Annotated in this window: 18 protein-coding genes; 11 read left to right on the top strand and 7 right to left on the bottom strand. The window is 69.0% G+C overall.

Features of this window, described 5'->3' with window-relative positions; all coding sequences use genetic code 11:
* Positions 1–16 precede the first annotated feature (16 nt).
* Genes AC1DW3_RS16630 through AC1DW3_RS16620 form a run of 3 tightly spaced genes read left to right on the top strand, consistent with a single transcriptional unit; the run spans position 17 to position 3512 of the window.
* Positions 17–1162, top strand: a complete 1146-nt coding sequence (locus tag AC1DW3_RS16630) for an ABC transporter substrate-binding protein (protein WP_477932850.1) — start codon at positions 17–19, stop codon at positions 1160–1162.
* Positions 1144–3201, top strand: coding sequence for a phenylacetic acid degradation bifunctional protein PaaZ (gene paaZ, locus AC1DW3_RS16625; protein WP_477932848.1), 2058 nt, complete (start codon positions 1144–1146; stop codon positions 3199–3201). Before AC1DW3_RS16630 ends, paaZ begins: the two co-directional genes overlap by 19 nt.
* Positions 3198–3512 (top strand): MmcQ/YjbR family DNA-binding protein, encoded by a 315-nt coding sequence (locus AC1DW3_RS16620; RefSeq protein ID WP_477932846.1) that lies wholly within the window; start codon positions 3198–3200, stop codon positions 3510–3512. Before paaZ ends, AC1DW3_RS16620 begins: the two co-directional genes overlap by 4 nt.
* A gap of 1 nt (position 3513) precedes the next feature.
* Here the strand turns inward: AC1DW3_RS16620 and AC1DW3_RS16615 are convergent, their stop codons facing one another.
* A complete protein-coding gene (locus AC1DW3_RS16615; protein WP_477932844.1) occupies positions 3514–4245 on the bottom strand; it encodes a C40 family peptidase in 732 nt (243 codons plus the stop codon).
* Positions 4246–4482: 237 nt separating this feature from the next.
* Between AC1DW3_RS16615 and AC1DW3_RS16610 the strand changes: the two genes are divergently transcribed.
* Positions 4483–6375: a propionate--CoA ligase gene (locus AC1DW3_RS16610; protein WP_477932842.1), complete on the top strand. Its 1893-nt coding sequence runs from the start codon at positions 4483–4485 to the stop codon at positions 6373–6375.
* A 65-nt stretch (positions 6376–6440) separates the two neighbouring features.
* Positions 6441–8411 (top strand): M3 family metallopeptidase, encoded by a 1971-nt coding sequence (locus AC1DW3_RS16605; RefSeq protein WP_477932840.1) that lies wholly within the window; start codon positions 6441–6443, stop codon positions 8409–8411.
* On the opposite strand, the gene AC1DW3_RS16600 is transcribed toward AC1DW3_RS16605, so the two are convergent.
* Positions 8412–8891: a hemerythrin domain-containing protein gene (locus AC1DW3_RS16600; protein WP_477932838.1), complete on the bottom strand. Its 480-nt coding sequence runs from the start codon at positions 8889–8891 to the stop codon at positions 8412–8414.
* A complete protein-coding gene (argH, locus tag AC1DW3_RS16595; protein ID WP_477932836.1) occupies positions 8888–10285 on the bottom strand; it encodes an argininosuccinate lyase in 1398 nt (465 codons plus the stop codon). Before argH ends, AC1DW3_RS16600 begins: the two co-directional genes overlap by 4 nt.
* A gap of 203 nt (positions 10286–10488) precedes the next feature.
* Between argH and AC1DW3_RS16590 the strand changes: the two genes are divergently transcribed.
* From AC1DW3_RS16590 to AC1DW3_RS16575, 4 genes are read left to right on the top strand one after another with little or no spacing between them, the layout of a single operon-like run.
* The gene (locus AC1DW3_RS16590) at positions 10489–11598 is read left to right on the top strand and encodes a sensor histidine kinase (RefSeq protein ID WP_477932834.1); all 1110 of its coding nucleotides are present in this window, start codon (positions 10489–10491) and stop codon (positions 11596–11598) included.
* Positions 11595–12428 (top strand): LytR/AlgR family response regulator transcription factor, encoded by an 834-nt coding sequence (locus AC1DW3_RS16585; protein WP_477932832.1) that lies wholly within the window; start codon positions 11595–11597, stop codon positions 12426–12428. Before AC1DW3_RS16590 ends, AC1DW3_RS16585 begins: the two co-directional genes overlap by 4 nt.
* Positions 12428–13354, top strand: coding sequence for a hypothetical protein (locus AC1DW3_RS16580; RefSeq protein WP_477932830.1), 927 nt, complete (start codon positions 12428–12430; stop codon positions 13352–13354). The genes AC1DW3_RS16585 and AC1DW3_RS16580 overlap by 1 nt, the downstream gene beginning before the upstream one ends.
* Positions 13351–14601, top strand: coding sequence for a hypothetical protein (locus tag AC1DW3_RS16575; protein WP_477932828.1), 1251 nt, complete (start codon positions 13351–13353; stop codon positions 14599–14601). The genes AC1DW3_RS16580 and AC1DW3_RS16575 overlap by 4 nt, the downstream gene beginning before the upstream one ends.
* Before the next feature lie 2 nt (positions 14602–14603).
* Here the strand turns inward: AC1DW3_RS16575 and AC1DW3_RS16570 are convergent, their stop codons facing one another.
* On the bottom strand, positions 14604–15395 hold the full coding sequence (locus AC1DW3_RS16570; RefSeq protein WP_477932826.1) for an alpha/beta fold hydrolase: 792 nt from the start codon (positions 15393–15395) through the stop codon (positions 14604–14606).
* Positions 15396–15672: 277 nt separating this feature from the next.
* On the opposite strand from AC1DW3_RS16570, the gene AC1DW3_RS16565 reads away from it, so the two are divergent.
* On the top strand, positions 15673–16746 hold the full coding sequence (locus tag AC1DW3_RS16565; RefSeq protein WP_477932824.1) for an outer membrane lipoprotein: 1074 nt from the start codon (positions 15673–15675) through the stop codon (positions 16744–16746).
* 4 nt (positions 16747–16750) lie between these two features.
* Here the strand turns inward: AC1DW3_RS16565 and AC1DW3_RS16560 are convergent, their stop codons facing one another.
* The 3 genes from AC1DW3_RS16560 to AC1DW3_RS16550 form a co-directional block, all read right to left on the bottom strand.
* The gene (locus tag AC1DW3_RS16560) at positions 16751–18001 is read right to left on the bottom strand and encodes a GGDEF domain-containing protein (protein ID WP_477932822.1); all 1251 of its coding nucleotides are present in this window, start codon (positions 17999–18001) and stop codon (positions 16751–16753) included.
* Between the two features lie 74 nt (positions 18002–18075).
* Positions 18076–20862: a phosphoenolpyruvate carboxylase gene (gene ppc / locus AC1DW3_RS16555; protein ID WP_477932820.1), complete on the bottom strand. Its 2787-nt coding sequence runs from the start codon at positions 20860–20862 to the stop codon at positions 18076–18078.
* Positions 20863–20953: 91 nt separating this feature from the next.
* On the bottom strand, positions 20954–22219 hold the full coding sequence (locus tag AC1DW3_RS16550) for a cytochrome-c peroxidase (protein WP_477932818.1): 1266 nt from the start codon (positions 22217–22219) through the stop codon (positions 20954–20956).
* A gap of 104 nt (positions 22220–22323) precedes the next feature.
* On the opposite strand from AC1DW3_RS16550, the gene AC1DW3_RS16545 reads away from it, so the two are divergent.
* A partial coding sequence (locus AC1DW3_RS16545) for a hypothetical protein (protein ID WP_477932817.1) occupies positions 22324–22632 on the top strand: 309 nt, incomplete at its 3' end.

Raw genomic sequence — 22632 nt, 5'->3', positions numbered from 1 at the left:
CCGAGGAGACGACCCCATGAAGCCATTCAAGCAACTCGCCCTGGCCCTGGCCGCCACGCTGAGCCTGGCGGCCCAGGCCGACATCAATGTCGGCGTCACACTGTCGGCCACCGGCCCGGCCGCTTCGCTCGGGATTCCGGAGAAGAACACCTTCGCGCTGATGCCGCAGACGATTGGCGGCCAGAAGGTCAACTACATCGTGCTGGACGACGCCTCCGACACGACGACGGCCGTCGCCAACACGCGCAAGCTCATCACCGACAGCAAGGTCGACATCGTCATCGGCTCCACCGTCACGCCCAACTCGCTGGCGATGATCGACGCGGTGTCGGAAGCCGGCACGCCCATGATCTCCATGGCCGCCTCGGCCCGCATCGTCGAGCCGCTGGACGCCAAGAAGCGCTGGGTCTTCAAGACGCCGCAGAACGACATCATGATGGCCCTGGCCATCGTGACCCACATGGTGGACAACGGCATCAAGACGGCCGGCTTCATCGGCTTTGCCGACGCCTATGGCGAGGGCTGGTGGGGCGAGTTCAACAAGATCGCCGCAACCAAGAAGCTCAACATCGTCGCCAGCGAACGCTACAACCGCACGGACACCTCCGTCACCGGCCAGGTGCTCAAGCTCGTCGCGGCCAAGCCCGACGCCATCCTGATCGCCGGTTCGGGCACGCCCGCCGCGCTGCCGCAGAAGGCGCTGAAGGAGCGTGGCTACGCCGGCAAGATCTACCAGACCCACGGCATCGCCAACAACGACTTCCTGCGCGTCGGCGGCAAGGACGTGGAAGGCACGCTGCTGCCGGCCGGCCCGGTGCTGGTCGCGGCCCAGCTACCGGCCGACCACCCGGTGAAGAAGAGCGCGCAGGACTACATCGCCAAGTACGAAGCGGCCAACGGCAAGGGCAGCGTGTCCACCTTCGGCGGCCACGCCTGGGATGCCGGCCTGCTGCTCGCTGCCGCTGCCCCGGAGGCACTGAAGAAGGCCCAGCCGGGCACGCCCGCCTTCCGCGCAGCCCTGCGCGATGCGCTGGAGAACGTCAAGAACCTGGCCGGCGCGCATGGCGTCTACAACATGTCCTCGGGTGACCACCTGGGCCTGGACCAGCGCGCCCGCGTGATGGTCCAGATCAAGGACGGCCAATGGGTGCTGCTGAAGTGAGCACGCTGCAGAGTTACATCGCCGGGCGCTGGGTCGGCGCCAAGGCCGCCAAGCCGCTGACGAGCGCGATCAATGGTCGCGTCGTCGCTCACACGCATGAAGAGGGCCTGGACTTCGCCGAAGCCATGGCCTTCGCGCGCGGCACGGCGCTGCCGTCGCTGCTGCGCACCCACTTCCAGGACCGCGCCCGCGTGCTGAAGGCGCTGGCCGCCTATCTGATGGAGCGCAAGGAAGAGCTCTACGCGATCAGCGCCCACACGGGCGCGACGCGCAGCGACTCCTGGATCGACATCGAAGGCGGCATCGGTACCTTGTTCGCCTACGCCTCCATCGGCGGCAAGGACCTGCCGAGCAGCAATGTGCTGCACGAGGGCCCGCCCATGCGCCTGGGCCCCAACAACCACTTCATCGGCAGCCATGTGATGGTCCCGAAGCGAGGTGTGGCCCTGCACATCAATGCCTTCAACTTCCCGATGTGGGGCATGTTGGAGAAGTTCGCGCCCAGCTTCCTGGCCGGCATGCCCTGCCTGCAGAAGCCCGCGACGGCGACCAGCTATGTCGCCGAGGCCTGCGTGCGCCTCATCGTCGAGTCGGGCCTGGTTCCGGTCGGCGCGCTGCAGCTCATCATTGGCGGCACGGGCGACCTGTTCGAGCGCCTCGATGAAGCCGACGTGGTCACCTTCACCGGCAGCGCCGACACAGCGCTGATGCTGAAGGCCCACCCCAATCTGCTGAAGAAGAGCATCCCCTTCAACGCCGAGGCCGACAGCCTGAACTGCGCCATCCTCGCGCCCGATGTGACACCGGATGACCCGGAGTTCGACCTCTTCATCAAGGAGGTGGCGCGCGAGATGACGGCCAAGGCCGGCCAGAAGTGCACGGCCATCCGCCGCACCATCGTGCCTGCCAAGCTCGTCGATGCCGTCGCGACGGCGCTGAAGGCGCGCCTGTCCAAGACGGTGGTGGGTGACCCCGCCGTCGAAGGCGTGCGCATGGGGGCGCTGGCGAGCAAGGCCCAGCAGGCCGACGTCAGCGAACGTGTGGCCCAACTGGCCCAGAACTGCGAACTGCTGCTGAGCGCGCGTGACGGCTTTGCGCCCAAGGGCGAGGGCGTCGGCGAAGGCGCCTTCTTCGCGCCGACACTGCTGCTGGCGCGCGACTCGTCATCGAGCGACGCCCATCACCTCGAAGCCTTTGGCCCGGTGACGACGCTGCTGCCCTACGGTGATTTTGAAGAGGCCCTGCACCTGGCAACGATGGGCCGTGGCAGTCTCGTCGGCACCATCTGCACCAAGACGCCCGCGCTTGCTGCGCAAGCCGTGCCGACCTTTGCAGCCTGGCATGGCCGCATGCTGGTGCTGGACCGCGAAGCCGCACTGGAGAACACAGGCCACGGCTCGCCCCTCCCTAAGCTCAAGCATGGCGGCCCCGGCCGCGCGGGCGGCGGTGAGGAACTGGGCGGCTTGCGCGCGGTGAAGCACTATCTGCAGCGCTGCGCGGTGCAGGGCTCGCCGACGATGATGAGCGCCGTCACCGGCGAGTACCAGCGCGGTGGCACCGTCACCGAGAGCGACATCCACCCCTTCCGTCGCTACTTCGAGGACGTCGAAGTCGGCATGAGCCTGCTGACGCACCGCCGCACGGTGGGCGAGGCCGACATCGTGGCCTTTGGCGGCCTGTCGGGCGACTACTTCTATATGCACTTCGACGAGGTCGCGGCCAAGGAATCGCCCTTCGGCAAGCGCATCGCCCATGGCTACTTCGTGCTGTCGGCGGCGGCGGGCCTCTTCGTCAGCCCGGCACCGGGCCCGGTGCTGGCCAACTACGGCCTGGAGAACCTGCGCTTCGTCACGCCGGTCGCCATTGGCGACACCATCCAGGCGCGCCTGACCGCCAAGCGCAAGATCGACCGTCCGCCGCGTGACGACCAGCCCGCCCAGGGCGTCATCGGCTGGGACGTGGCCGTGACCAACCAGCGCGACGAGCTTTGCGCGAGCTACGAGATCCTGACGCTGGTTGCCAAACGCATCGCCGGATGAACGCTGATCAGGCCCGAGCACTTGCCTTGGGCCTGCCAGGCGCGGTCGAGAAGCCGCATCACGAGCTGACGTCTTTCCGCTTGCCCGGCGCCAAGGGCAGGATCTTCGCGACGATGACGCCGGACGGTGCCGAGCTGCGCGTCCTCATCAAGGACGACGCGGCGCGGGATGCGTGGATTGCGCGCGAGGCCGGTGTCGTCGAGCCGCTGTTCTGGGGCGCCAAACGCTGTGGCGTGAAGCTGCTGCTCGCGAAGGCCAGGCCGGCCTGGGTCAAGGAGCTGCTCGCGCAGTCCTGGCGCGAGAACGCCTGAATCAGCGCGTGACCGGGCCTTCGGCCGCCGCGGCCTTCAGGTCCGCGCGGCGCGCGCCCGTGAAGCGCTTGGCCCAGTAGGAGTCGCGCATGTCCTCCACGCGCACGGCGCTGCCGGTGCGGGGGGCATGGATGAACTTGCCTTCGCCAACGTAGATGCCCACGTGGCTGAAGGTGCGCTTCATCGTGTTGAAGAACACCAGGTCGCCGGGCTTGAGTTCGCTCTGGACTATGGGCAGCAGGCTGCTGTCCTTGGCCTGCTCGTCGGCACGCCGCGGCAGCACCAGGCCCACGCTCATCTCGAAGATGTGGCGGGTGAAGCCGCTGCAGTCAAAACCGTTCTCGACCGAATTGCCGCCCCGCGTGTAGCGCACGCCGAGGAAGTTCATGGCCGACAGCACCAGGTCCGACGCGGTGTCGCGCACGCTGGCCAGCAAGCGAGATGACCCGCCATGTTCGGCGCTGGCCAGCAGGCCGCGTTCGCTGAGGAAGCGGCTGACGGCGTCTTGGGCCGTAGCGGGCTTGGTGGCGGCTGCCGGTTGTGCGGTGGCCTTGTCCGCCGCGGCCTGCTGCTGTTGCAGACTCTGGCCATAGGCGCCCGTCATGGTGCCCGGCGGCGGCGTCAACGTCGCGGCCTGGGCCACGCCCTGCGCATGCGCGGCAGCGCAACCGATGACCAGCAGGCCAGCGGCAGCAATGCGACTCAGCAGAGCGGTGGAGAAAACCAGGGGCATTCGCGAGAGAGAAACCGGGGCGGACCGCAGGCGGTCGCGATAGCGGAGTGGGACAGCGGCGCGGAGGTTAGGGGGGGCACCCCGGCACCGTCAATCGAAGCGGACGTAAAGCGGGCGATTTTCAGGGCAAACCCCGGCTTGGCCGACGACGAACCCCGTAAAAACCCTGAAATTCATCACGCCAAGGTGTTGCGAAAGGTCAGATTGTCGTCAGTGCTGCGGATTCACACTCAGCCCATGACCAAGTCCTATGCCGAATTCCACCAACGCTCGCTGACCGAGAGAGACGCTTTCTGGGGCGAGCAGGCCAAGCGCATCGATTGGCAGACGCCGCCGCAGCAGATCTGCGATGCGAGCAAGCCGCCTTTCGCTCGCTGGTTCGTCGGTGGCACGACCAACCTCTGCCACAACGCGGTGGACCGCCACGCGGCCACGCGGCCCGAGGACCGCGCGCTAATCTGGGTGTCCACCGAGGTGGGGCAGGAACTGGTCTTCAGCTTTGCCGAGTTGCAGGTGGAAGTAGAGGCGATGGCCGCGATGCTGGTGGCGCAAGGCGTGGGGCAGGGCGACCGTGTGCTGATCTATATGCCCATGATTCCCGAGGCCGCGTTCGCGATGCTGGCCTGCGCGCGCATCGGTGCCATCCACTCGGTCGTCTTCGGTGGCTTTGCGTCGGTGAGCCTGGCCAGCCGCATCGAGGACGCGACGCCGAAGCTCATCGTCAGCGCCGATGCCGGCAGCCGCGCCGGCAAGCGCATCGCCTACAAGCCGCTGCTGGACGAAGCGATCCAGTTGTCCGCGCACAAGCCAGCCAGCGTGCTGATGGTGGACCGCGGCCTCGTGCCCTTCGAGCGCATGGCGGGGCGTGACCTGGACTACGCCGAACTGCGCCGTCAGCACTGGGGCGAGCGTGTGCCCTGCGCCTGGCTGGAGTCCAACACGCCGAGCTACACGCTGTACACCAGCGGTACGACGGGAAGACCGAAGGGCGTGCAGCGCGACGTCGGCGGCTATGCGGTGGCGCTGGCGGCCAGCATGGACTGGATCTTCGGCGGCAAGCCCGGCGAGACCTATTTCTCCACCAGCGACATCGGTTGGGTCGTGGGTCACAGCTATATCGTCTATGGCCCGCTCATCCACGGCATGGCGACGCTGATGTACGAGGGCACGCCGGTCAACCCGGACGCCGCCGTGCTGTGGAGCCTGGTCGAGAAGTACCAGGTGACGGTGATGTTCAGCGCCCCCACGGCGGTGCGCGTGCTGAAGAAACATGACGCTGCGCTGTTGAAGCGCCACGACCTGTCGTCCTTGCGCGCGCTCTTCCTCGCCGGCGAACCGCTGGACGAACCCACCGCAAGTTGGATTGCCGAGGCCTTGGGCGTGCCCATCATCGACAACTACTGGCAGACCGAGACCGGCTGGCCGCTGCTGACCGTGGCCCACCACATCCCCGGTGTCGAGGCCGTGCCGACGCGGCTGGGATCGCCCGGCGTGGCCATGTATGGCTATGACGTCAAGCTGCTGGACGAGGCCACGGGCGCGACGTTGGAGGGTCCTGACCAGAAGGGTGTTCTCGTCATCGCGCACCCGCTGCCGCCGGGTACTTTGCAGACGGTCTGGCGCGATGACGAACGCTTCGTCAACACCTACTGGGGCAGCGTGCCGGATCAGCAGGTCTATTCGACCTTCGACTGGGCCACACGCGACGCCGACGGCTACACCTTCATCCTCGGCCGCACCGACGACGTCATCAACGTCGCCGGCCACAGGCTGGGCACTCGAGAAATAGAGGAATGCATCTCCGGCCATGCGGCGATCGCCGAGGTCGCCGTCGTCGGCGTGGCCGATCAGCTCAAGGGCCAGGTCGCCATCGCCTTTGCCGTGCTGCGCGACCCGGGCCAGGCAACGCTGGCCCTGGAAGGCGAGGTCATGAAGCATGTCGACAGCCAACTGGGTGCGGTGGCGCGGCCGGCGCGCGTGCACTTCGTGACGCTGTTGCCCAAGACCCGCTCCGGCAAGCTGCTGCGCCGCGCGCTGCAGGCTGTCGCCGAAGGGCGGGACCCGGGCGACCTGACGACCTTGGACGACCCCACGGCGCTCGCACAGGTAAAAACCCTGCTCCAGAAATAGGGGAGTGCCCAACGGCTGAGGCCGCGCAGGCAAAGAGAATCGCGCCCTTCCCACAAGGAGACGCGATGAAACCCGTCCTGACCACGCTCGCCGCATTGGCGCTGATCGCCACCGCGCACGCTCAACCCAAGCTGCCGGCCCCTAATTTCCCGACCTTTGGCAGCGTTGCCGACGTGCAGAACCGCTGCGACACCGGCCTCAAGGGCGCCAAGCAGCGCGTGGCGCAGCTTGAGAAGCGCAAGGTCGATGCCGGCTGGCTGGCGGCCTATGACGACCTGACCGTCTACCTCGAGGACAACCAGGGCCCCAATGACTTCGTCCTCAACGTGCACCCAACCAAGGCCGTGCGCGACGCCGCCCAGGCCTGCTCGCTGCGCTGGGCCGATTTCGGCTCCAGCCTGGGCCAGAACGAGAAGGTCTACCGCGCTTTGCAGAAGGCGCCCAAGAAGGACGGCATCGACGCCGAGCTGGTGCGCCTGGCCTCGGGCCAGTTCGAGGACAGCGGCGTGGCACTGCCCGCGGCCAAGCGTGAGCGTGCCAAGCAGATCCTGGACAAGCTGACCGAGCTCGACCAGCAGTTCAACAAGACCATCCGCGACGCCGGTACCCGCGTGGCCTTCACCGAGGCCGAGCTCAAGGGCGTGCCCGCCAGCGTGTGGGAAAAGGCCAAGCGCGACGACCAGGGCCGCATCCTGCTCGGCGTGGACTACCCGAGCTATGTGCCCGTCATGCGCAGCGCCGAGAGCGGCGAGGCGCGCCAGCGCATGTGGCTGGCCAAGACCAACGAGGGCGGCCAGTCCAACCTCGACCTGCTGGCCCAGATCGTCACGCTGCGCGGCGAATACGCCAAGCTGTTCGGCTTCGACAACTATGTCGACTTCAACCTGCGCCGCCAGATGGCCAAGGACGGTGCGACCGCGACCCGCTTCCTTGACTCGGTGACCGGTGCCGTCAATGCGCGCGAGGCCACCGAGTTGCAGGAGCTGCGCGCCGACAAGGCCAAGCATCTCGGCACGCCGCTGGAGCAGACCAAGGTCGAGCGCTGGGACGCCACCTTCTACAGCGAGCGCGTCAAGCTGCAGAAGTTCAGCGTCGACCAGAACGCCTTCCGCCCCTACTTCCCGCCCCAGGCCAGCCTGGAATTCTCGATGCACATCATCGAGAAGTTGATGGGCGTGAAGTACACGCGCATCGCCAACAAGCTCTGGCATGACGAAGCCCAGACCTATGTCGTCAGCGATGCCGCCAGCGGCAAGCCCATCTCGCAGCTGTATGTGGACCTCTATCCGCGCGACGGCAAGTACAACCACGCCGCGGTCTGGCCGCTGCGCGGAAGCGCCACGCGCATTCACCGCACGCCGGTGGCGGCCCTGGTCGTCAACTTCGACCGCAACGGCCTGACGCTGGACGAGGTCGAGACCCTGCTGCACGAGTTGGGCCATGCGGTGCACGTGGACCTGTCCAACACCCGCTATGCGGCCACCGCCGGTACGTCGGTCATGCACGACTTCGTCGAGGCACCGTCGCAGATGCTGGAGGACTGGGTCTATGACAAGAAGGTGCTCAAGCTGATGCAGGAGGTCTGCCCGACGTGCAAGCCGGTGCCGGACGCGATGGTGGACCAGGCCCAGGCCGCCAAGCATTACGGCAAGGGTGGCCAGTTCGGCCGCCAGCATCTGTATGCCAGCTATGACATCACGCTGCACCAGCAGCCTAGGCCCGAGCCGATGCCGCTGTGGGCCAAGATGGAAGGCGCCACGCCGCTGGGCCATGTGCCCGGCACGATGTTCCCGGCCGGCTTCGCCCACATCGCCGGCGGCTATGGCGCGGGCTACTACGGCTATCTGTGGAGCCTCGTCGTCGCCATGGACCTGCGCACCGCGTTTTCGGCCGACAAGCTGAGCCCGGACGTCGGCAAGCGCTATCGCGACCTCGTGCTGGGCCAGGGCGCGCAGAAGCCCGCGCCTGAGCTGGTCAAGGACTTCCTAGGCCGCGAGTCCAACTCGCAGGCTTTCTTCGACTACCTGAAGAAGTAATCAGGCGCAGCCACCGCCCGAGCCACAGCTGTGGCTCGCGGCGGCTTCAGTCGCCGTCTCACGGCATTCACCCGTCACCGGGTCGAAGCCGCGCTGCTCCATCGTGAAGACCAGGGCCGCGTCCATCATCTCGGCGTGCTGCGGGAACCACCCCGCCAGCTCGGTGCGCAGGATGTTCAGCGGCTCGCGGTCGTTCAGCTCGTTGGCATAGCGCAGCGCTTCGCGCATCACGTTCAGCACCATGGCGTGCTGGCTGGCGTGGCAGTTCTGCGCCTCGAAGCCGCAGCGCGCCATCCAGTCCTCTTCCATCGCGAAATGGGCTTCGGTGTGGGCGAGCAGCGCCTGGTAGGCGGGCAGGGCGTCCACGCCGCCGTCCAAGGCTGCGCCGAAATCATTCAGCAGTCCGACGAACTCTTCGTGGGTCGTGTCCAGCGTCGGCTGGTTCAGCACCAGCTTGTCGCTCCATGCCAGCGTGCTCATGCCAAGCGCGTCCGATGGCGGGCGACCTGGGCGCGCACCTGGGCCGGCGCCGTGCCACCCAGCACATTGCGCGCGTTCAGCGAGCCTTCCAGCGACAGCACGTCGAACACATCGGCCTCGATGCGGGCATCGAAGGCCTTCAGCTCGTCGAGCGTCAGCGCGGCCAGGTCCACGCCCTTGGCCGTTGCCGTCTTCACCGCATGGGCCACGACCTCGTGGGCATCGCGGAAAGCCACGCCCTTCTTGACGAGGTAGTCGGCCAGGTCGGTCGCCGTCGCATGGCCCTTCAGCGCCGCGGCGCGCATGGCTTCGGGCTTGGCCGTCAGGCCGGCCAGCATGTCGGCAAAGATGCGCAGCGTGTCCTTCAAGGTGTCGACCGTGTCGAACAAGGGTTCCTTGTCCTCCTGGTTGTCCTTGTTGTAGGCCAGCGGCTGGCCCTTCATCAGCGTGACGAGGCCGACGAGATGGCCGACGACACGGCCGGTCTTGCCGCGCGCCAGTTCGGGCACGTCGGGGTTCTTCTTCTGCGGCATGATCGACGAGCCGGTGCAGAAGGCATCGGGCAGGGCGATGAAGCCGAAGTTCTGGCTCATCCACAGGATCAGTTCCTCGGACAGCCGCGAGATGTGCAGCATCACCAGCGAAGCCGCCGCCGTGAACTCGATGGCGAAATCGCGGTCGCTGACGGCGTCCAGGCTGTTCTGGCACACGCCTTCCATGCCCAGGGTCCTGGCCACGCGTTCGCGGTCCAGCGGGTAGCTGGTGCCGGCCAGGGCCGCGGCGCCCAGCGGCAGGCGGTTGACGCGGCTGCGGGTGTCGGCCATGCGCTCGGCATCGCGGGCGAACATCTCGACATAGGCCAGCAGGTGGTGGCCGAAGCTGACCGGCTGGGCCACCTGCAGGTGGGTGAAGCCCGGCAGGATGACGTCGGCATGCGCGCCGGCCTTCTCGACCATGACGCGCTGCAGGGCGACCAGCAGCCCGACGATCTCGTCGATCTCGCCGCGCAGCCACAGCCGCACGTCGGTGGCGACCTGGTCGTTGCGGCTGCGGCCGGTGTGCAGGCGCTTGCCGGCGATGCCGACGCGCTCGGTCAGGCGGGCCTCGATGTTGAGGTGCACGTCCTCCAGGTCCAGCTTCCACTCGAACTGGCCGGCCTCGATCTCGGTGGCGATCTCGTTCAGGCCGCGTTCGATGGCGCCGTGGTCCTCGGTGCTCAGGATGCCCTGGGCGGTCAGCATCTCGGCATGGGCCAGGCTGCCCGTGATGTCGGCGCGCCACAGGCGCTGGTCGAAGCCGACGCTGGCCGTGTAGCGCTTGACCAGGTCGCTCATCGGTTCGGAGAAGAGAGCGGACCAGGCTTGGGATTTGTTGGCGAGTTGGTTGTCTGACATGGGGCCGGCGGTGGAAATCAGCGCGCAAAATGCACGCGCAGCCCGGGATTATCGAGCCCCTCGTCCAAGGAGTACCTTGGCCGGTCCCCCGAGGGGACGACGATGCTTGCGGCATTGAGCCGCAAGCACATCGCCCAAGGCGGGCCGGCTAGGGAGCGGCCCGGCGCTCGGCCCGCAGTTTGAAGCGTCTAATTCATAACGCCATGCCCTTCTTCAAGCGCCGCGCACCAGCGCACCACAGCGTCTGGCACGAGTCCATGCAGCTCAGCCAGTGGCTGGGCTTCGCGGCCACTGAACTGCCGGAACTGCCCGAACTCAACAAGGCGCCGCTGCTGGACCCGACGCGCGCCTTTGACGTCTGCCATGTCGGCCTCGTGCTGCGCGCCGTGCTCGGCGTGCAGCTGCTGCTGGCCCTTGGCGTGGCCGTCGTCGCGCGCGACGCCACGCAGTGGCTGACGCTGACGGCCAACGGGACGGTGGTGACCATGTTCGCCGTGCTGTCCTGGCTGCTCATCGTCTGCGCGGCCAAGCGCCTGTGGCCGCGCCTGCCCGAGCCGGTGCAGTGGGTGTCGCTGATGCTGCTGGGTGTTGTCAGCGCGCTGGCGGGCTTTGGCCTGCTGAGCCTGACGAGCGAGGAACCGGCCACCACCTGGCGCATTGCCAGCGTTGCCGCCTGCGGTGCCAGCGGTGCGGCCCTGCTGCTGGCCTGGCTCAAGCTGCGCGAGCACACCCAGCGCCCGGCGGACGCCCTGGCCCAGCTCGTCGAACTGCAGTCGCGCATCCGCCCCCACTTCCTGTTCAACACCCTGAACAGTGCCATCGCCCTGGTGCAGATCGACCCGGCGCGCGCCGAAAGCGTGCTGGAGGACCTGGCCGAGCTCTTTCGCGTCGCCCTGGCCGATGCCAGCGCCTCGGTCACGCTGGCCGAGGAGGTCGAGCTGGCGCGCCGCTATCTGGCCATCGAGCAGATCCGCTTCGGCAAGCGCCTGCGCATCGTCTGGCATCTGGACCCCGAGGCGAACGATGTCCGCGTGCCGCCGCTGCTGCTGCAGCCGCTGGTCGAGAACGCCGTGCGCCATGGCGTCGAGCCCAATGACGAGGGCGGCGAGCTGGAGGTGAGCACGCTGCGCCGCGGCGCCGAGGTGGAGATCCGCATCGTCAACACCGTCGGTGCGCCGGCCCGCGTCGCCGGCCATGGTCTGGCCCTGCGCAATGTGCGCCAGCGTCTGAAGCTGATGCACGATGTCGCGGCGCGCTTCGACATCGAATCCAGCGAGAAGCGGTTCGCGCTGCATATCCTCGTGCCCCTATGACCACAGCCCTGCGCGTCCTTCTCGTCGACGACGAACCCCTGGCCCGGCTGCGTCTGCGTGGCCTGGTCGATGCCATCCCGGAGCCGCGCTGCGAGGTCGTCGCCGAGGCCGCCACCGGCTCCCAGGCGGCGACCTGGCTGCGCGATCACGGCTGCGACATCGTGCTGCTGGATGTGCAGATGCCCGGCGCCGACGGCCTGCAGCTCGCCGACAGCCTGGCCCAGCGCCAGGCCGACCAGCCCGGCCTGCCGGCGCCACTGATCATCTTCGTGACGGCACACGCCGTGCATGCGCTGCGTGCCTTCGAACTCGACGCCCTCGACTACCTGACCAAGCCCGTGCGCCGCGAGCGCCTGCAGGCGGCCCTGGCCCGTGCCGCCCAGCGCATGGCCGAGCGCGGTGCGGCCCAGGCCCAGCAACCCCTGGAGACACCCAGCGCGCCCGACACGGCCGACTTCGTCACGCTGACCGACCGGGGCCGCCTGCTGCGCGTGCCGATCGCGGAGGTGCTGTATTTCAAGGCCGAGCTGAAATACCTGACGCTTCGCACCGCGAGCGATAGCCATGTGATGGACGGGGCCCTGTCCGACCTTGAACAACGCTTCGGCGAGCGCTTCCTGCGCGTGCACCGCAATGCGCTGGTGGCCCGCTGGGCCGTGCGCGAACTCGAACGCCACGCACCGACCTCCTTCGGCGAGCTGGACGGGGCCGAGTCCGCCGAGGTGGCCGACAGCTGGGCGGTGCGCATCGTCCATGTCGACGAATGGCTGGCCGTGTCGCGCCGCCAGGTGGCGGCCGTGCGGGAAGCCTTGGCGGGGCAGAAGAGTTGATGCGAGGCGCGCTGCGGCTGCTGCGCTGGTGGCCACTGGGCGTGGTGCTGGCGGCGGCCAGCAGCGGCGCCCAGCTGGCTGAACGCTGCGCGCAGCTGCCCGCCCAGGCGCAGGCCAAGCCCGCGCCGGCCGCAGTCGCCCTCTTGCAGGCGCGCCGCGACGAGCGCTCCCTGGCCCTGGCCGACTATCTGCTCGCTGCCGCGGGGACCGCACAGGCCAGCGCGGCGCGTGCCCGCCTGCAGGACCGCGCCCGCTCCTCCACCGACCCGATGCTGACGGTGATGGCCCTGCACATGCCCTGCCTGCAGCCGGGCTGCCGCAATATCGAAGCCTCGCAGTGGTCGCGGCTGGAGCCGGAAAACCTGCTGGCCTGGCTGACCCTGCCGGCCAAGGGAGTGGCGGACGGGCGCTATCTGCTGGATGAAATCGCCAGGCATGTGCGCTATTCGCGCAACTACCAGCAGGAGGCCGCGGCGCTGCTGAGCGAATTGCCGCCGAGCGGGCTGGAGCTGCGCCAGCCCTGGGGTGTGCTCAATCTCCGTGCGCTGGCCGGCAGTTGCCGTGGTGTGACTGACACCACCACGGCCGAGCGCTGCGAGGCCGTGGCGGAACTGCTCTGGGCCGACGGTGGCGCCACCGAAAGGCTGGTCGCCCTGGTCCTTGCCCGACCCGCTCATGATTTGCTGCCGCAGCGCCGCGCCGTCTGGGGACCGCGGTTGCAGGAGCTGCAGCCGGTGCTGCGGGCCGGGGTGAAGGCGCGGCCAACGCGGGCGCGCCTCTGCGAGGCCATCGCGCTGACCCGTTCGGGCGAAAGCGCAGCGCTCAGCGACGCCGAGCGCGTGCGCATGCTGGAGGAGACCGCCGATCTGCGCTTCTGGGAGCTGGATCTGCGGTCGGGAGCCGCTGCGATGAGGACGCCGCCTTGAGCAAAGGCTGGCGCTGGGTGGGCTTGAGTTTGCTGCTGGTGGCCATGGCGGTGGGCCTGCTGGGCTGGCAGGCGAGGCGGCCGGAGCAGGGCGCCGTGGCGGCGCCGGCGTCGGCACCTGCTGTCGGGGCTTTCGCAGTCGCATCCCCGGCGCAGCCCGGTCAGGCCTCGGCACCGGCACGAGCCATGGTCGGTGCGGCGTCGCGCCCGCCCAAGGTCGATGCAGCCAAGGAATTCATCGAGGTCTGCGGCGTGGGGCAAGTCCGGCGCAGCGAGCTGGAGCCCGGTGAGGGCCAGCCGGAACCGGCGTGGTCGCGCGAGTTCAGCCGGCTGAGCGAACAAGGGCTGCCGGACATGTTGAAGCGGCTCGACGCTGGCTCGCCGAGGCAGCGGGTGGCGGCTGCCGCGATGCGGGGTGACGCCCAGGTGGCGGCCCAGCTGGCGGCGTCGACCGACGACGTCCGGACTTACCGTCTCGCGCTGAGGGCTTGCCGCAAGGATGGCGCCTACCGGGCCTACTACCCGGTCGCCGTGCAGCAGCGGGCGCGCATGGCGGCGTCGGCCGCCAGCGGCTTCGAGATGCCCGAGATGGCGGCGCCCGGCCCCTTGCCGAGCGCCTGCGCCGCGCTCAACCTCGAAAGGCTGGAGCTGCTCGACCCGGGTGACGCCTGGCCTGCGCTGCTGCGGCTGCATGACGCCTTCACGCGGGGCGATGAAGCCGGGGTGACGCAGGCGCTTTATCAGGTCGCCCAAAAATCGCGACTCTCGGCCAATGGGCGCGCCCTGAGTGCCGTCATGGCCGACGTCGTGGGCAGCGAGCCGACGCCGGGCGAGTCCTGGGCCCTGGTCTCCGCCATCGGCATCGATGCGGCGGCGTTCATCGACGGATCGCTGCTCAGCCTCGGGCGCCCCTGCCGCGCCGACGCGCTGAAGGACGCCAACCGGCGGCAGCTCTGCGAGCAGGTCGCGCGTCGCATGCCCGGCATGGTTGCGGAGTCGACCGATGCGCGTGCCCTGCATGCGCTGGAGGAACGCCTGGGCCTGCCGCACAGCCCGCAGGCGCTGTCGCGCGAGGAAGTGGAGCGCGGGCTCAAGGCCATGACCGAGGAGGGCAGCCGCTGGATGGCGGAGCCGACCTGTGCCCACTTCAGCAAGATGGGGCAGCAGATGGTGAAGCTGGCCCGTGAAGGCGAGCTCGCCTGGATACGGGCCTATCTGAAAGCCACGCCGGCCTCAGCCCCGCGCTGACCTCAGACCACCGGCACGCGCTGCATGCTGGCCAGGCTTTCCAGGATCAGGGCGTTGACCCGCGTCGCGTCCGCGATCGGCGCCATATGCCCGGCGCCCTCCAGCATTTTCATCTTCACCAGCGGCAGCCGCACCGACAGGCTCTGGGCGACGCGGCGGGCACTGGCGCGGGTGGCTGTGCCGCAGATCAACTGCACCGGCATGCGCAGCAGGTCCAGCAGGCTGTCGCTCCATTGCGCGGCGAACAGGGCCTCGAAGTGGCGGCGCACGGTGGGCATGGCCTCGGCCAGGCGCATGTGCTGCGCGAAATCCATCTCCGGCCAGACGTCCCGGCCCTGCCAGTAGGCGCAGAAGCCGCGCGCGGCGCCGAAGTCGTTGCCGTGATCCAGGGCGTCGCCCAGTGCCGCAGCGACTTCGCGGATCTCTTCCCATTCCGGCTCGTTGGGCCCCAGCGCCGGAAGCACGCCGAAGGCGACGGGTTCGTACAGCGTCAGCGACAGCACGCGCTGCGGTTGTTGCAAAGCCATCTGCAGCGCGACGGCACCGCCGTAGCTGTGGCCGACGAGGTGGAAGCCTTCTGAGGCGTTGAAGGGCAGGCCGGCCAGCACGCCGTTGGCTTCAACGGACAGCTGGCTGGGCATCAGCTCGGGCCAGTCGGGACGGCCGCCGTGGCCATAGAGGTCGGGGGTGTGCCATTGCCAGCTGTCGCCACCGTCGGCCGCCAGGCGGCGCCATTGGCGGCCGCTGGCGGCGCTGGAGTGCAGGCAGACGACGGGGGTGGCGGTGTGGGGCATGGGCGTCTTTCGGGTGTGTGCCGGCCATCCTCCGGGGCCTGCGTTTCAAGCGGACTGCAGCGCACCTCCTGTTTGTTTCAATCGTTTCAGGCTGGGCTGCGGTCTGTCGGGCCGGATCATTGCGGTGCGGGCAACTGCGAGGCGGGGAAGATTCACGCGGCCACCCAGATGAGGGTGACCTGTAGGCCGCGACCTACCAGCGACCGGGCCGCAAACCGACGCTTCAACATGCTCCGCCCCCCTAGGCTGAGGATTCATTCATATTCAGGAGCGCCGCATGAAGCACTCGATGCAAATCTCGGCCACGGCTCTGGCCTGTGCGCTGGTGGCCGGTTCGCCGTTCTGGGCCGCACCCGCCGAGGCGCAGCAGCGCAGCAACCGCACGGCCTACGCACCGCTGCGTGTCACCAGTTTCGACGTCGAACAGGTGGATCGCCTGGAGCCGGGTGCGGAGCTGAACTTCACCGTCTGGGGCACGCCGGGGGCGGCGGTACTGCTGCAGATCGACGGCAGCCGGCGCACGGTGCGGCTGGACGAGACCAGCGCGGGCCGCTACCAGGGCAGCTACATCATCAGCCGCTCGGACCGCATCGGGCCGGACGCCCGCGTGCATGCCAATCTGCGCCGCGACAACCGTGTCGCGACGGCCCTGCTGGGCGAGGCCCTGCAGGTTGGTTGGGCAGCGCCCGGGCAGGCGGCCGTGCTGCCGGAGATCCAGTCGGCCGGCGTCGTGCGCGAGCGCGGCCGCGTCGAGGCGCTGCGCTACACGGTGCGCGGCACGCCCGGCGGCCAGGCCTCGGTGCTGCTGCAGGGCAGTGAGGTGCGCAACATCATCCTCGAGGAAGTGCGCCCCGGTGAATATGCCGGGACCTATGTGCTGCCGCGTGGCGCCTGGGTGGATACCGAGCGCCCCCTGACCGCCCAGTTGCGCCTGGGTGACCGCACCGTGCGCAGCAGCGTGCCCAATGCCTATGCGGGCCTGAATGTGCCGTCCCGCCGCGCCGACGTGGCCTGCTATGACTGCGCCACCGTGCAGTCCGTGAATGCCGTGCAGGTCGACGGTGACGGCCGCGTGCTCGGCACCGTGGCCGGCGGCGTGCTGGGCGCGGTGGTGGGCAGCCAGTTCGGCAAGGGCGATGGCCGCACCGCGGCTGGCGTGGCCGGCGCTGTGGGCGGTGCCTTGCTGGGCCGCGAGATCCAGAAGCGCCACAACGAGCGCACGCAGTACGAGGTGCTGGTGCGCATGAACGACGGCCAGCAGCGCACGGTGGTCTATGCCGACCCGCCGCCCTTCCGCGCGGGTGACACGGTGCGCGTCGTAGGCGACACGCTGGCGGCCTACCAGCGCTAGCGCCTCAGTCGGGCGAGGGTCCCTCCGCGATGACGCGGTTGCGGCCCTCGGCCTTGGCGCGGTAGAGGGCGGCGTCCGCGGCGGCGAAGAGCTGGTCCAGCGGGCGCTCGCTGTTCATGGCCGCGACGCCGAAGCTGGCGGTGATGTTCAGGCCGTCGCCGAAGTCCTGCTCGGCCACCAGCGCGCGCAGCTTCTCGGCGATGGCCAGGGCCTGGTTCAGGCCGGTGTCGCGGCAGACCAGCAGGAATTCCTCGCCGCCCCAGCGGCCCAGCAGGTCCTGGCCGCGCACATGGGTGCGCACGAGTTCGGCCAGGCGGCTGAGCACACGGTCGCCGGCCTGATGGCCACGGGTGTCATTGACGGCCTTGAAGTGGTCGATGTCGATGAGCACCAGGCCCAGCGGGTGGTGATGCTCCCGCCAGTCGGCCACGGCCTGCTGCAGCACCTCCTCCAGCCCCTTGCGGTTGAAGGCGCCGGTCAGCGCGTCGGTCGTGGCGATCTGCACCAGCTCTTCGCTGCGCGTCTGCAGGCGCACCAGCCGTATCAGCAGATAGAGCAGGGCCAGGCCCAGCCAGATGCTCATGATGACGAGGTACCAGTGCTCGGTGGACAGGGATTGCACGTCGTACTCGACGCGTCTGAGCACGAAGCGGTAGTCGCCCATCGGTGCTTCGGTGCCGGTCGTCACCTCCAGCGTGATGACGTTGTCGAACTCGGGCCGGCCCAGATGCGGTGCGATGTGGTACTGCTGCATCCACCAGTTGGCGACGACGAAGTTGCGCAGGTCCAGCTCGACCACGCCGCCCTGGATGGAAGCGGCGTTGACCTCGATGTGGTTGTACTTGGCGGCGTCTTCCAGGTTCTGCGGGATGCCATAGGCCGGGCTGGCATTGCGCAACTGGATCTTGACCGTGCTGGCGGGGCCTTCGTAGTCCAGCCACAGGCGCATGCGGCGCACCTCGCTGAGGTCGACGCCCTTGACGAGCTGGGGGTCGAAGCGCAGCGCCAGGCCGCAATAGGGATAGCGGAAGCGCTCATGCAGCGTGCACAGCAGCTCGAAGCCGCCCTTGCCAGGGCCACGGCTGACCTCCGTGTTGCCGCCATTGCGCTGGTCGGACATCGGCTCCACGCGCACGGGCGCGTCCGGCGTGACGACCCTCACCTGCTGCAGCAGCGCGTCTGAGAACCGGATCGCCGCCACGCTGAGCAGCAACAGCAGCAGCAGGCTGTACTCGGAACGCCACTTGAACCCCATGCTGCAATTGTTTGCGCTACCGCAGCCGCTGCGGCAGCCGGGGGAACCCGGGCGATGGGGTCAGGGCGTGCGCTTTAACCGGTATTGCGCAGGCCCGCGGCGATGCCGTTGATGGACAGGTGGATGCCGCGCTGCACGCGCTCCATGGCCGGGTCGTCCGCCAGCGTGCGGCGGTAGCGGCGCATCAGCTCGACCTGCAGGTGGTTGAGCGGGTCGATGTAGGGGAAGCGGTGCTCGATGGAGCGCGCCAGCGACGGGTTGGCCGCCAGGCGCTTGTCGTCGCCGGTGATGAGGCTGAGTGCCGCCTGGGTGCGCTCGAACTCCTCGCGGATGGCCGCGAAGATGCGCTTGCCCAGCTTCTTGTCCTCCACCAGCTCGACATAGCGCTCGGCCAGTGCCAGGTCGGCCTTGGCCAGCACCATGTCGAGGTTGGACAGCACGGCGCGGAAGAAGGGCCAGCCCTTCAGCATGCGCTTGAGCAGGGCCAGGTTCTTGGCGCGCTGGCCCGGCTCTTCGCCGAGGAAGGCCTCGACGCCGGAGCCGAAGCCACACCAGCCCGGCAGGGCCACGCGGGCCTGGCCCCAGGAGAAGCCCCAGGGGATGGCGCGCAGGTCCTCGATGGCGCGCGTGGCCTTGCGCGAGGCCGGGCGCGAGCCGATGTTGAGCTCGGCGATCTCGCGGATGGGCGTGGAGGCGAAGAAGTAGTCGGCAAAGCCGGGCGTGCCATAGACCAGGCCGCGGTAGGCCGCGAAGCTCGCGTCAGACAGCGCCTGGGCCGCCTGCAGAAAGCCCTTGGGGGCGCTCTGCGTCGGGTGCAGCAGCGTGGCCTCCAGCGTGGCCGCCACCAGCGTCTCCAGGTTGCGCCGGCCGATCTCCGGGTGGGCGTATTTGGAGGCGATGACTTCGCCCTGTTCGGTCAGGCGGATCTGGCCGTTCACGGTGCCGGGGGGCTGGGCCAGGATGGCCTGGTAGCTCGGGCCACCGCCACGGCCGACGGTGCCGCCGCGGCCGTGGAAGAGGCGCAGCGTGATGGGGCCGACGCGCTTCAATTCGTCGAACAGCTCGACCAGCGCGATCTCGGCGCGGTAGAGCTCCCAGGACGAGGTGAACATGCCGCCGTCCTTGTTGCTGTCCGAGTAACCCAGCATGATGTCCTGCTCGCCGCCCGAGCGGTCCACCAGGCCGCGCACGCCGGGCAGGGCGTAGAACTCGCGCATGATGTCCGGCGCCACGCGCAGGTCGCCGATGGTCTCGAACAGCGGCACGATGATGAGGTCGCTGCTCGCATAGCCGTCCAGCGTGCCGCGCAGCAGGCCGGTCTCCTTCAGCAGCAGGGCCACTTCCAGCAGGTCGCTGACCGACTCGGTGTGCGAAATGATGTAGTGGCGCAGCGCCTCGCGGCCGAAGCGGGCCAGGGCCTCGCGGGCGGCCTCGAAGGTGGCGAGCTCGAACTGGGCCTTGTCGGTGTAGCTGGCGCCGATGACGCGCAGCGGACGGGCGTCGTTCAGCAGCTTCAGCAGCAGCTCGCGCTTGGCGGCCTCGTCGAGAGCGGAGTAGTCGTTCTCGATGCGGGCCGTGGCCAGCAGCTCGGCCAGCACCGCCTCGTGCTGGTCGCTGCTCTGGCGCAGGTCCATCGTCGCGAGGTGGAAGCCGAAAACCTGCACGGCGCGCATCAGCGGTGCCAGGCGCGGCGCGATCAGCGCCTCGGCATGGTGGGTCTTCAGCGAGGCCTCGATGGTGCGCAGGTCGGCCAGCAGCTCTTCGGGCGAACGGTAGGGGTCCTGGGGCGCGACGGCATGGCGCAGGGCCTCGGTGCCGGTCAGCGTGTGCAGGGTGGCCGCCAGGCGGGCATACATGCCGGTTAGCGCACGCCGGTAGGGCTCGTCCATGCGGTGGGCGTTCTGGTCGGGGCTGCGCTCGGCCAGGGCCTGCATCTGCGGCGACACGCCGGTCAGGCGCAGCGAGATGGACAGCTCGGCACCCAGCTCATGCAGTTCGGTCAGGTAGTGGCGCAGGGCCACCTCGCCCTGGCGCTGCATGGCGCGCTTCAGCGTCGCGGCGCCGACATTGGGGTTGCCGTCGCGGTCGCCGCCGATCCAGTGACCCATGCGCAGGAAGCTCGGCAGCTGTTCGCCGGGCAGATGCTCCTCGAGCTCGGCATAGAGCTTGGGAATCTGGCGCAGGAAGGTCGACTGGTAGTAGGACAGCGCGTTCTCGATCTCGTCGGCCACCGTCAGCTTGGAGTAGCGCAGCATGCGCGTCTGCCAGAGCTGGGTGATGCGGGCGCGCAGCAGGCTCTCGGTGTCGCGCAGCTCGCGCTCCGTGCCTGCACGGTCGCGCGCTTCCAGCAGGCCGGCCACGGCGCGCTCGGCATCCAGGATGCTCTTGCGCTGCACTTCGGTCGGGTGGGCCGTCAGCACCGGCGAGATGAAGCCGCGCTTGAGCACCTCGGCGATCTCGCTCGGGCGGATGCCGGCCTCGTGCAGATGCTCCAGGCAGTAGGCCAGCGAGCCGGGCTGCAGGCTGCCGGCGCGCTCATGCACGTCGCGGCGGCGGATGTGGTGGCGGTCCTCGGCGATGTTGGCCAGGTGCGAGAAATAGCTGAAGGCGCGGATGACGCTGACGGCCTGCTCGCCCGACAGACCCTTGAGCAGCTTGTCGAAGCGCTTGCCAGCCTCCTTGTCGTGCTTGTGACGATAGGCCACGGCCAGCTGGCGGATGCGCTCGACCAGCTCATAGGCCTCGCGGCCCTCCTGCTCGCGGATGACGTCACCGAGGATGCGCCCGAGCAGCCGGATGTCGGCCACCAGGGGTTCGTTCTTGTCGGCTTCGGTGCGGGCGGAGGCGGCTCGTGGAGGCATGGCGGGTCGTCCGAGAAGAAATTGCTATAGGAGAAGTAACCAAGTTACTTCTCCTTAACTCTAGCAGTTTCTTCTGCGGAACGGAGCCCCGCTACTGCGCGGCCGGTGCTGTCGTGAAGCCGTCGCTGAGCGTGCGCAGGAAGGCGACGACGTCGCTCACATCCTGGGCCGTGAGCGCCGGCGGCTGGCCCGCGCGGCGGAACGGTGCGCCTTGCTGCACATTGGTGCGGTAGACGGCCGGCAGGTCGTTGTAGAGCTGGACCTGGCCGTTGATGGTGGGGTACCAGCGCGCGGGATCGATGTCGCGGGTGGCGTAGAAGGCGACGACGTCTTCGAGCGTGGCGAAGCGGGCGTTGTGGAAGTACGGTCCCGTCAAAGCGACGTTGCGCAGCGTCGGCGTGCGGAACATGCCGCAGAGGTCGCGCCGGCCGGTGAGGTCGCCGCGCTGCGGTCCGCACAGGCCAAGGTCGAAGAAAGCCGGGTCGGCCGTGGCCTGGCTCTGGTTGCGTGGCACGCCGAGGGCGTGATAGCTGAAGTTGGTGAAGAGGGCGCGGTTCAGGCCTGGCTGGATTTGAGCGGGACGGCTGTCATGGCAGCTGGCGCAGTTGCCGCGCTGTGGGTCGTTGAAGAGGTTGAGGCCGCGCTGCTCCTGGGCGGTGAAGCTGGCGCGGCCGTCCTGTACGGCGTCGAACTTGCTGGTGAAGGGGTGGAAGCTGGCGTCGTCGGCCTGGTAGCGGGCGATGGCCGTGATGGCGGCGTCGACGAGCTGGTCGTCGGTGGCCGCCGCCGGCAGATTGGCCGCGGCGCGCAGGTCGGCGGCATAGGGCAGGGCGCGCAGCTTGCTCGCCAGCGTGGCGACGTCGGCATTGGCCATCTCGTCCGCATTGAAGAGCGGGCCGCGTGCCTGTTCGATGCGGGTGTTGGCGCGGCCGTCCCAGAACAGGCCGCCGCGCGGCCGGCCCTGGGCGTCGAAGCCAAAGGCGCCGGCCTGGTCGAGATAACGCGCGCTGGGGGAACTGCGCAGGCCCTGGTGGCTGCCATCGGCGCCGCCCAGTGGCAGGAAAGTGCCAGCGGCGTCGGCATGGCCGCGGGCTTCGACGTGGCAACTGGCGCAGGCGAGCTTGCCGCTGGCCGACAGACTGGTCTCCTCGAACAGTCGGTCGCCGACCTGGGCCAGCGTCGGCGCAGGGACGGGCGCAGGGACGGGGGCCGGCACCGGCGGTCGGGGCGGCCGCAGGGCGGCCGCATCGGCGCTGGCGTCGTCGGCCGCGGCGGTCGCCGTGGCGCCACCGCCGCCACCGCAGCCGGCGAGCAGGCAGATCAGCAGTGCAGGGATCGAGTGTCTGAGGGCGGGCATCGCGGTCTCCCTTGTTGGCATGCCGTCAGCATCCCGGCTGAGCGTGGGCCCAGCATGGAGAAACTGTGGAGGCCACCTCCACAGTTGCCCGGCAAGATGCGCGCATGCGTCTCGTCCATCAGCTGTCGCTGCTTCTCATCACCATCGCGCTGGCGGCCGTCGCCGCGGTGGCCGGCCTCGTCGTCTGGAATCTGCGTGCCGGTTTCTCGGACTATCTGCAGGCCCAGGACGGCGAGCACCTGACACGGTTGATGGAGGCCGCCGAGCGCGACCTGGCGCGGCGTGGCGGCCTGCCGCAGGACTTGAGGCCGGCGCTGCGTGAATGGCTGGATGCGGTGCGCGTGGTGACGGCGCGTGGCGGGCCGGGCGAGGGGCCGCCGGGCGGCCCGCCGGACGATCCGCCGCCGCCGGAG

It is taken from the genome of Roseateles sp. P2_H4 (assembly GCF_056403315.1).
This window is presented reverse-complemented; position numbering and strand designations above follow the sequence as displayed.

Bases quoted from the DNA above. Each gene is read 5' to 3' on its own strand.
- AC1DW3_RS16630 (WP_477932850.1), top strand. From the start codon at position 17: ATGAAGCCATTCAAGCAACTCGCCCTGGCCCTGGCCGCCACGCTGAGC.
- paaZ (WP_477932848.1), top strand. From the start codon at position 1,144: ATGGGTGCTGCTGAAGTGAGCACGCTGCAGAGTTACATCGCCGGGCGC.
- AC1DW3_RS16620 (WP_477932846.1), top strand. From the start codon at position 3,198: ATGAACGCTGATCAGGCCCGAGCACTTGCCTTGGGCCTGCCAGGCGCG.
- AC1DW3_RS16615 (WP_477932844.1), bottom strand. From the start codon at position 4,245: ATGCCCCTGGTTTTCTCCACCGCTCTGCTGAGTCGCATTGCTGCCGCT.
- AC1DW3_RS16610 (WP_477932842.1), top strand. From the start codon at position 4,483: ATGACCAAGTCCTATGCCGAATTCCACCAACGCTCGCTGACCGAGAGA.
- AC1DW3_RS16605 (WP_477932840.1), top strand. From the start codon at position 6,441: ATGAAACCCGTCCTGACCACGCTCGCCGCATTGGCGCTGATCGCCACC.
- AC1DW3_RS16600 (WP_477932838.1), bottom strand. From the start codon at position 8,891: ATGAGCACGCTGGCATGGAGCGACAAGCTGGTGCTGAACCAGCCGACG.
- argH (WP_477932836.1), bottom strand. From the start codon at position 10,285: ATGTCAGACAACCAACTCGCCAACAAATCCCAAGCCTGGTCCGCTCTC.
- AC1DW3_RS16590 (WP_477932834.1), top strand. From the start codon at position 10,489: ATGCCCTTCTTCAAGCGCCGCGCACCAGCGCACCACAGCGTCTGGCAC.
- AC1DW3_RS16585 (WP_477932832.1), top strand. From the start codon at position 11,595: ATGACCACAGCCCTGCGCGTCCTTCTCGTCGACGACGAACCCCTGGCC.
- AC1DW3_RS16580 (WP_477932830.1), top strand. From the start codon at position 12,428: ATGCGAGGCGCGCTGCGGCTGCTGCGCTGGTGGCCACTGGGCGTGGTG.
- AC1DW3_RS16570 (WP_477932826.1), bottom strand. From the start codon at position 15,395: ATGCCCCACACCGCCACCCCCGTCGTCTGCCTGCACTCCAGCGCCGCC.
- AC1DW3_RS16565 (WP_477932824.1), top strand. From the start codon at position 15,673: ATGAAGCACTCGATGCAAATCTCGGCCACGGCTCTGGCCTGTGCGCTG.
- AC1DW3_RS16560 (WP_477932822.1), bottom strand. From the start codon at position 18,001: ATGGGGTTCAAGTGGCGTTCCGAGTACAGCCTGCTGCTGCTGTTGCTG.
- ppc (WP_477932820.1), bottom strand. From the start codon at position 20,862: ATGCCTCCACGAGCCGCCTCCGCCCGCACCGAAGCCGACAAGAACGAA.
- AC1DW3_RS16550 (WP_477932818.1), bottom strand. From the start codon at position 22,219: ATGCCCGCCCTCAGACACTCGATCCCTGCACTGCTGATCTGCCTGCTC.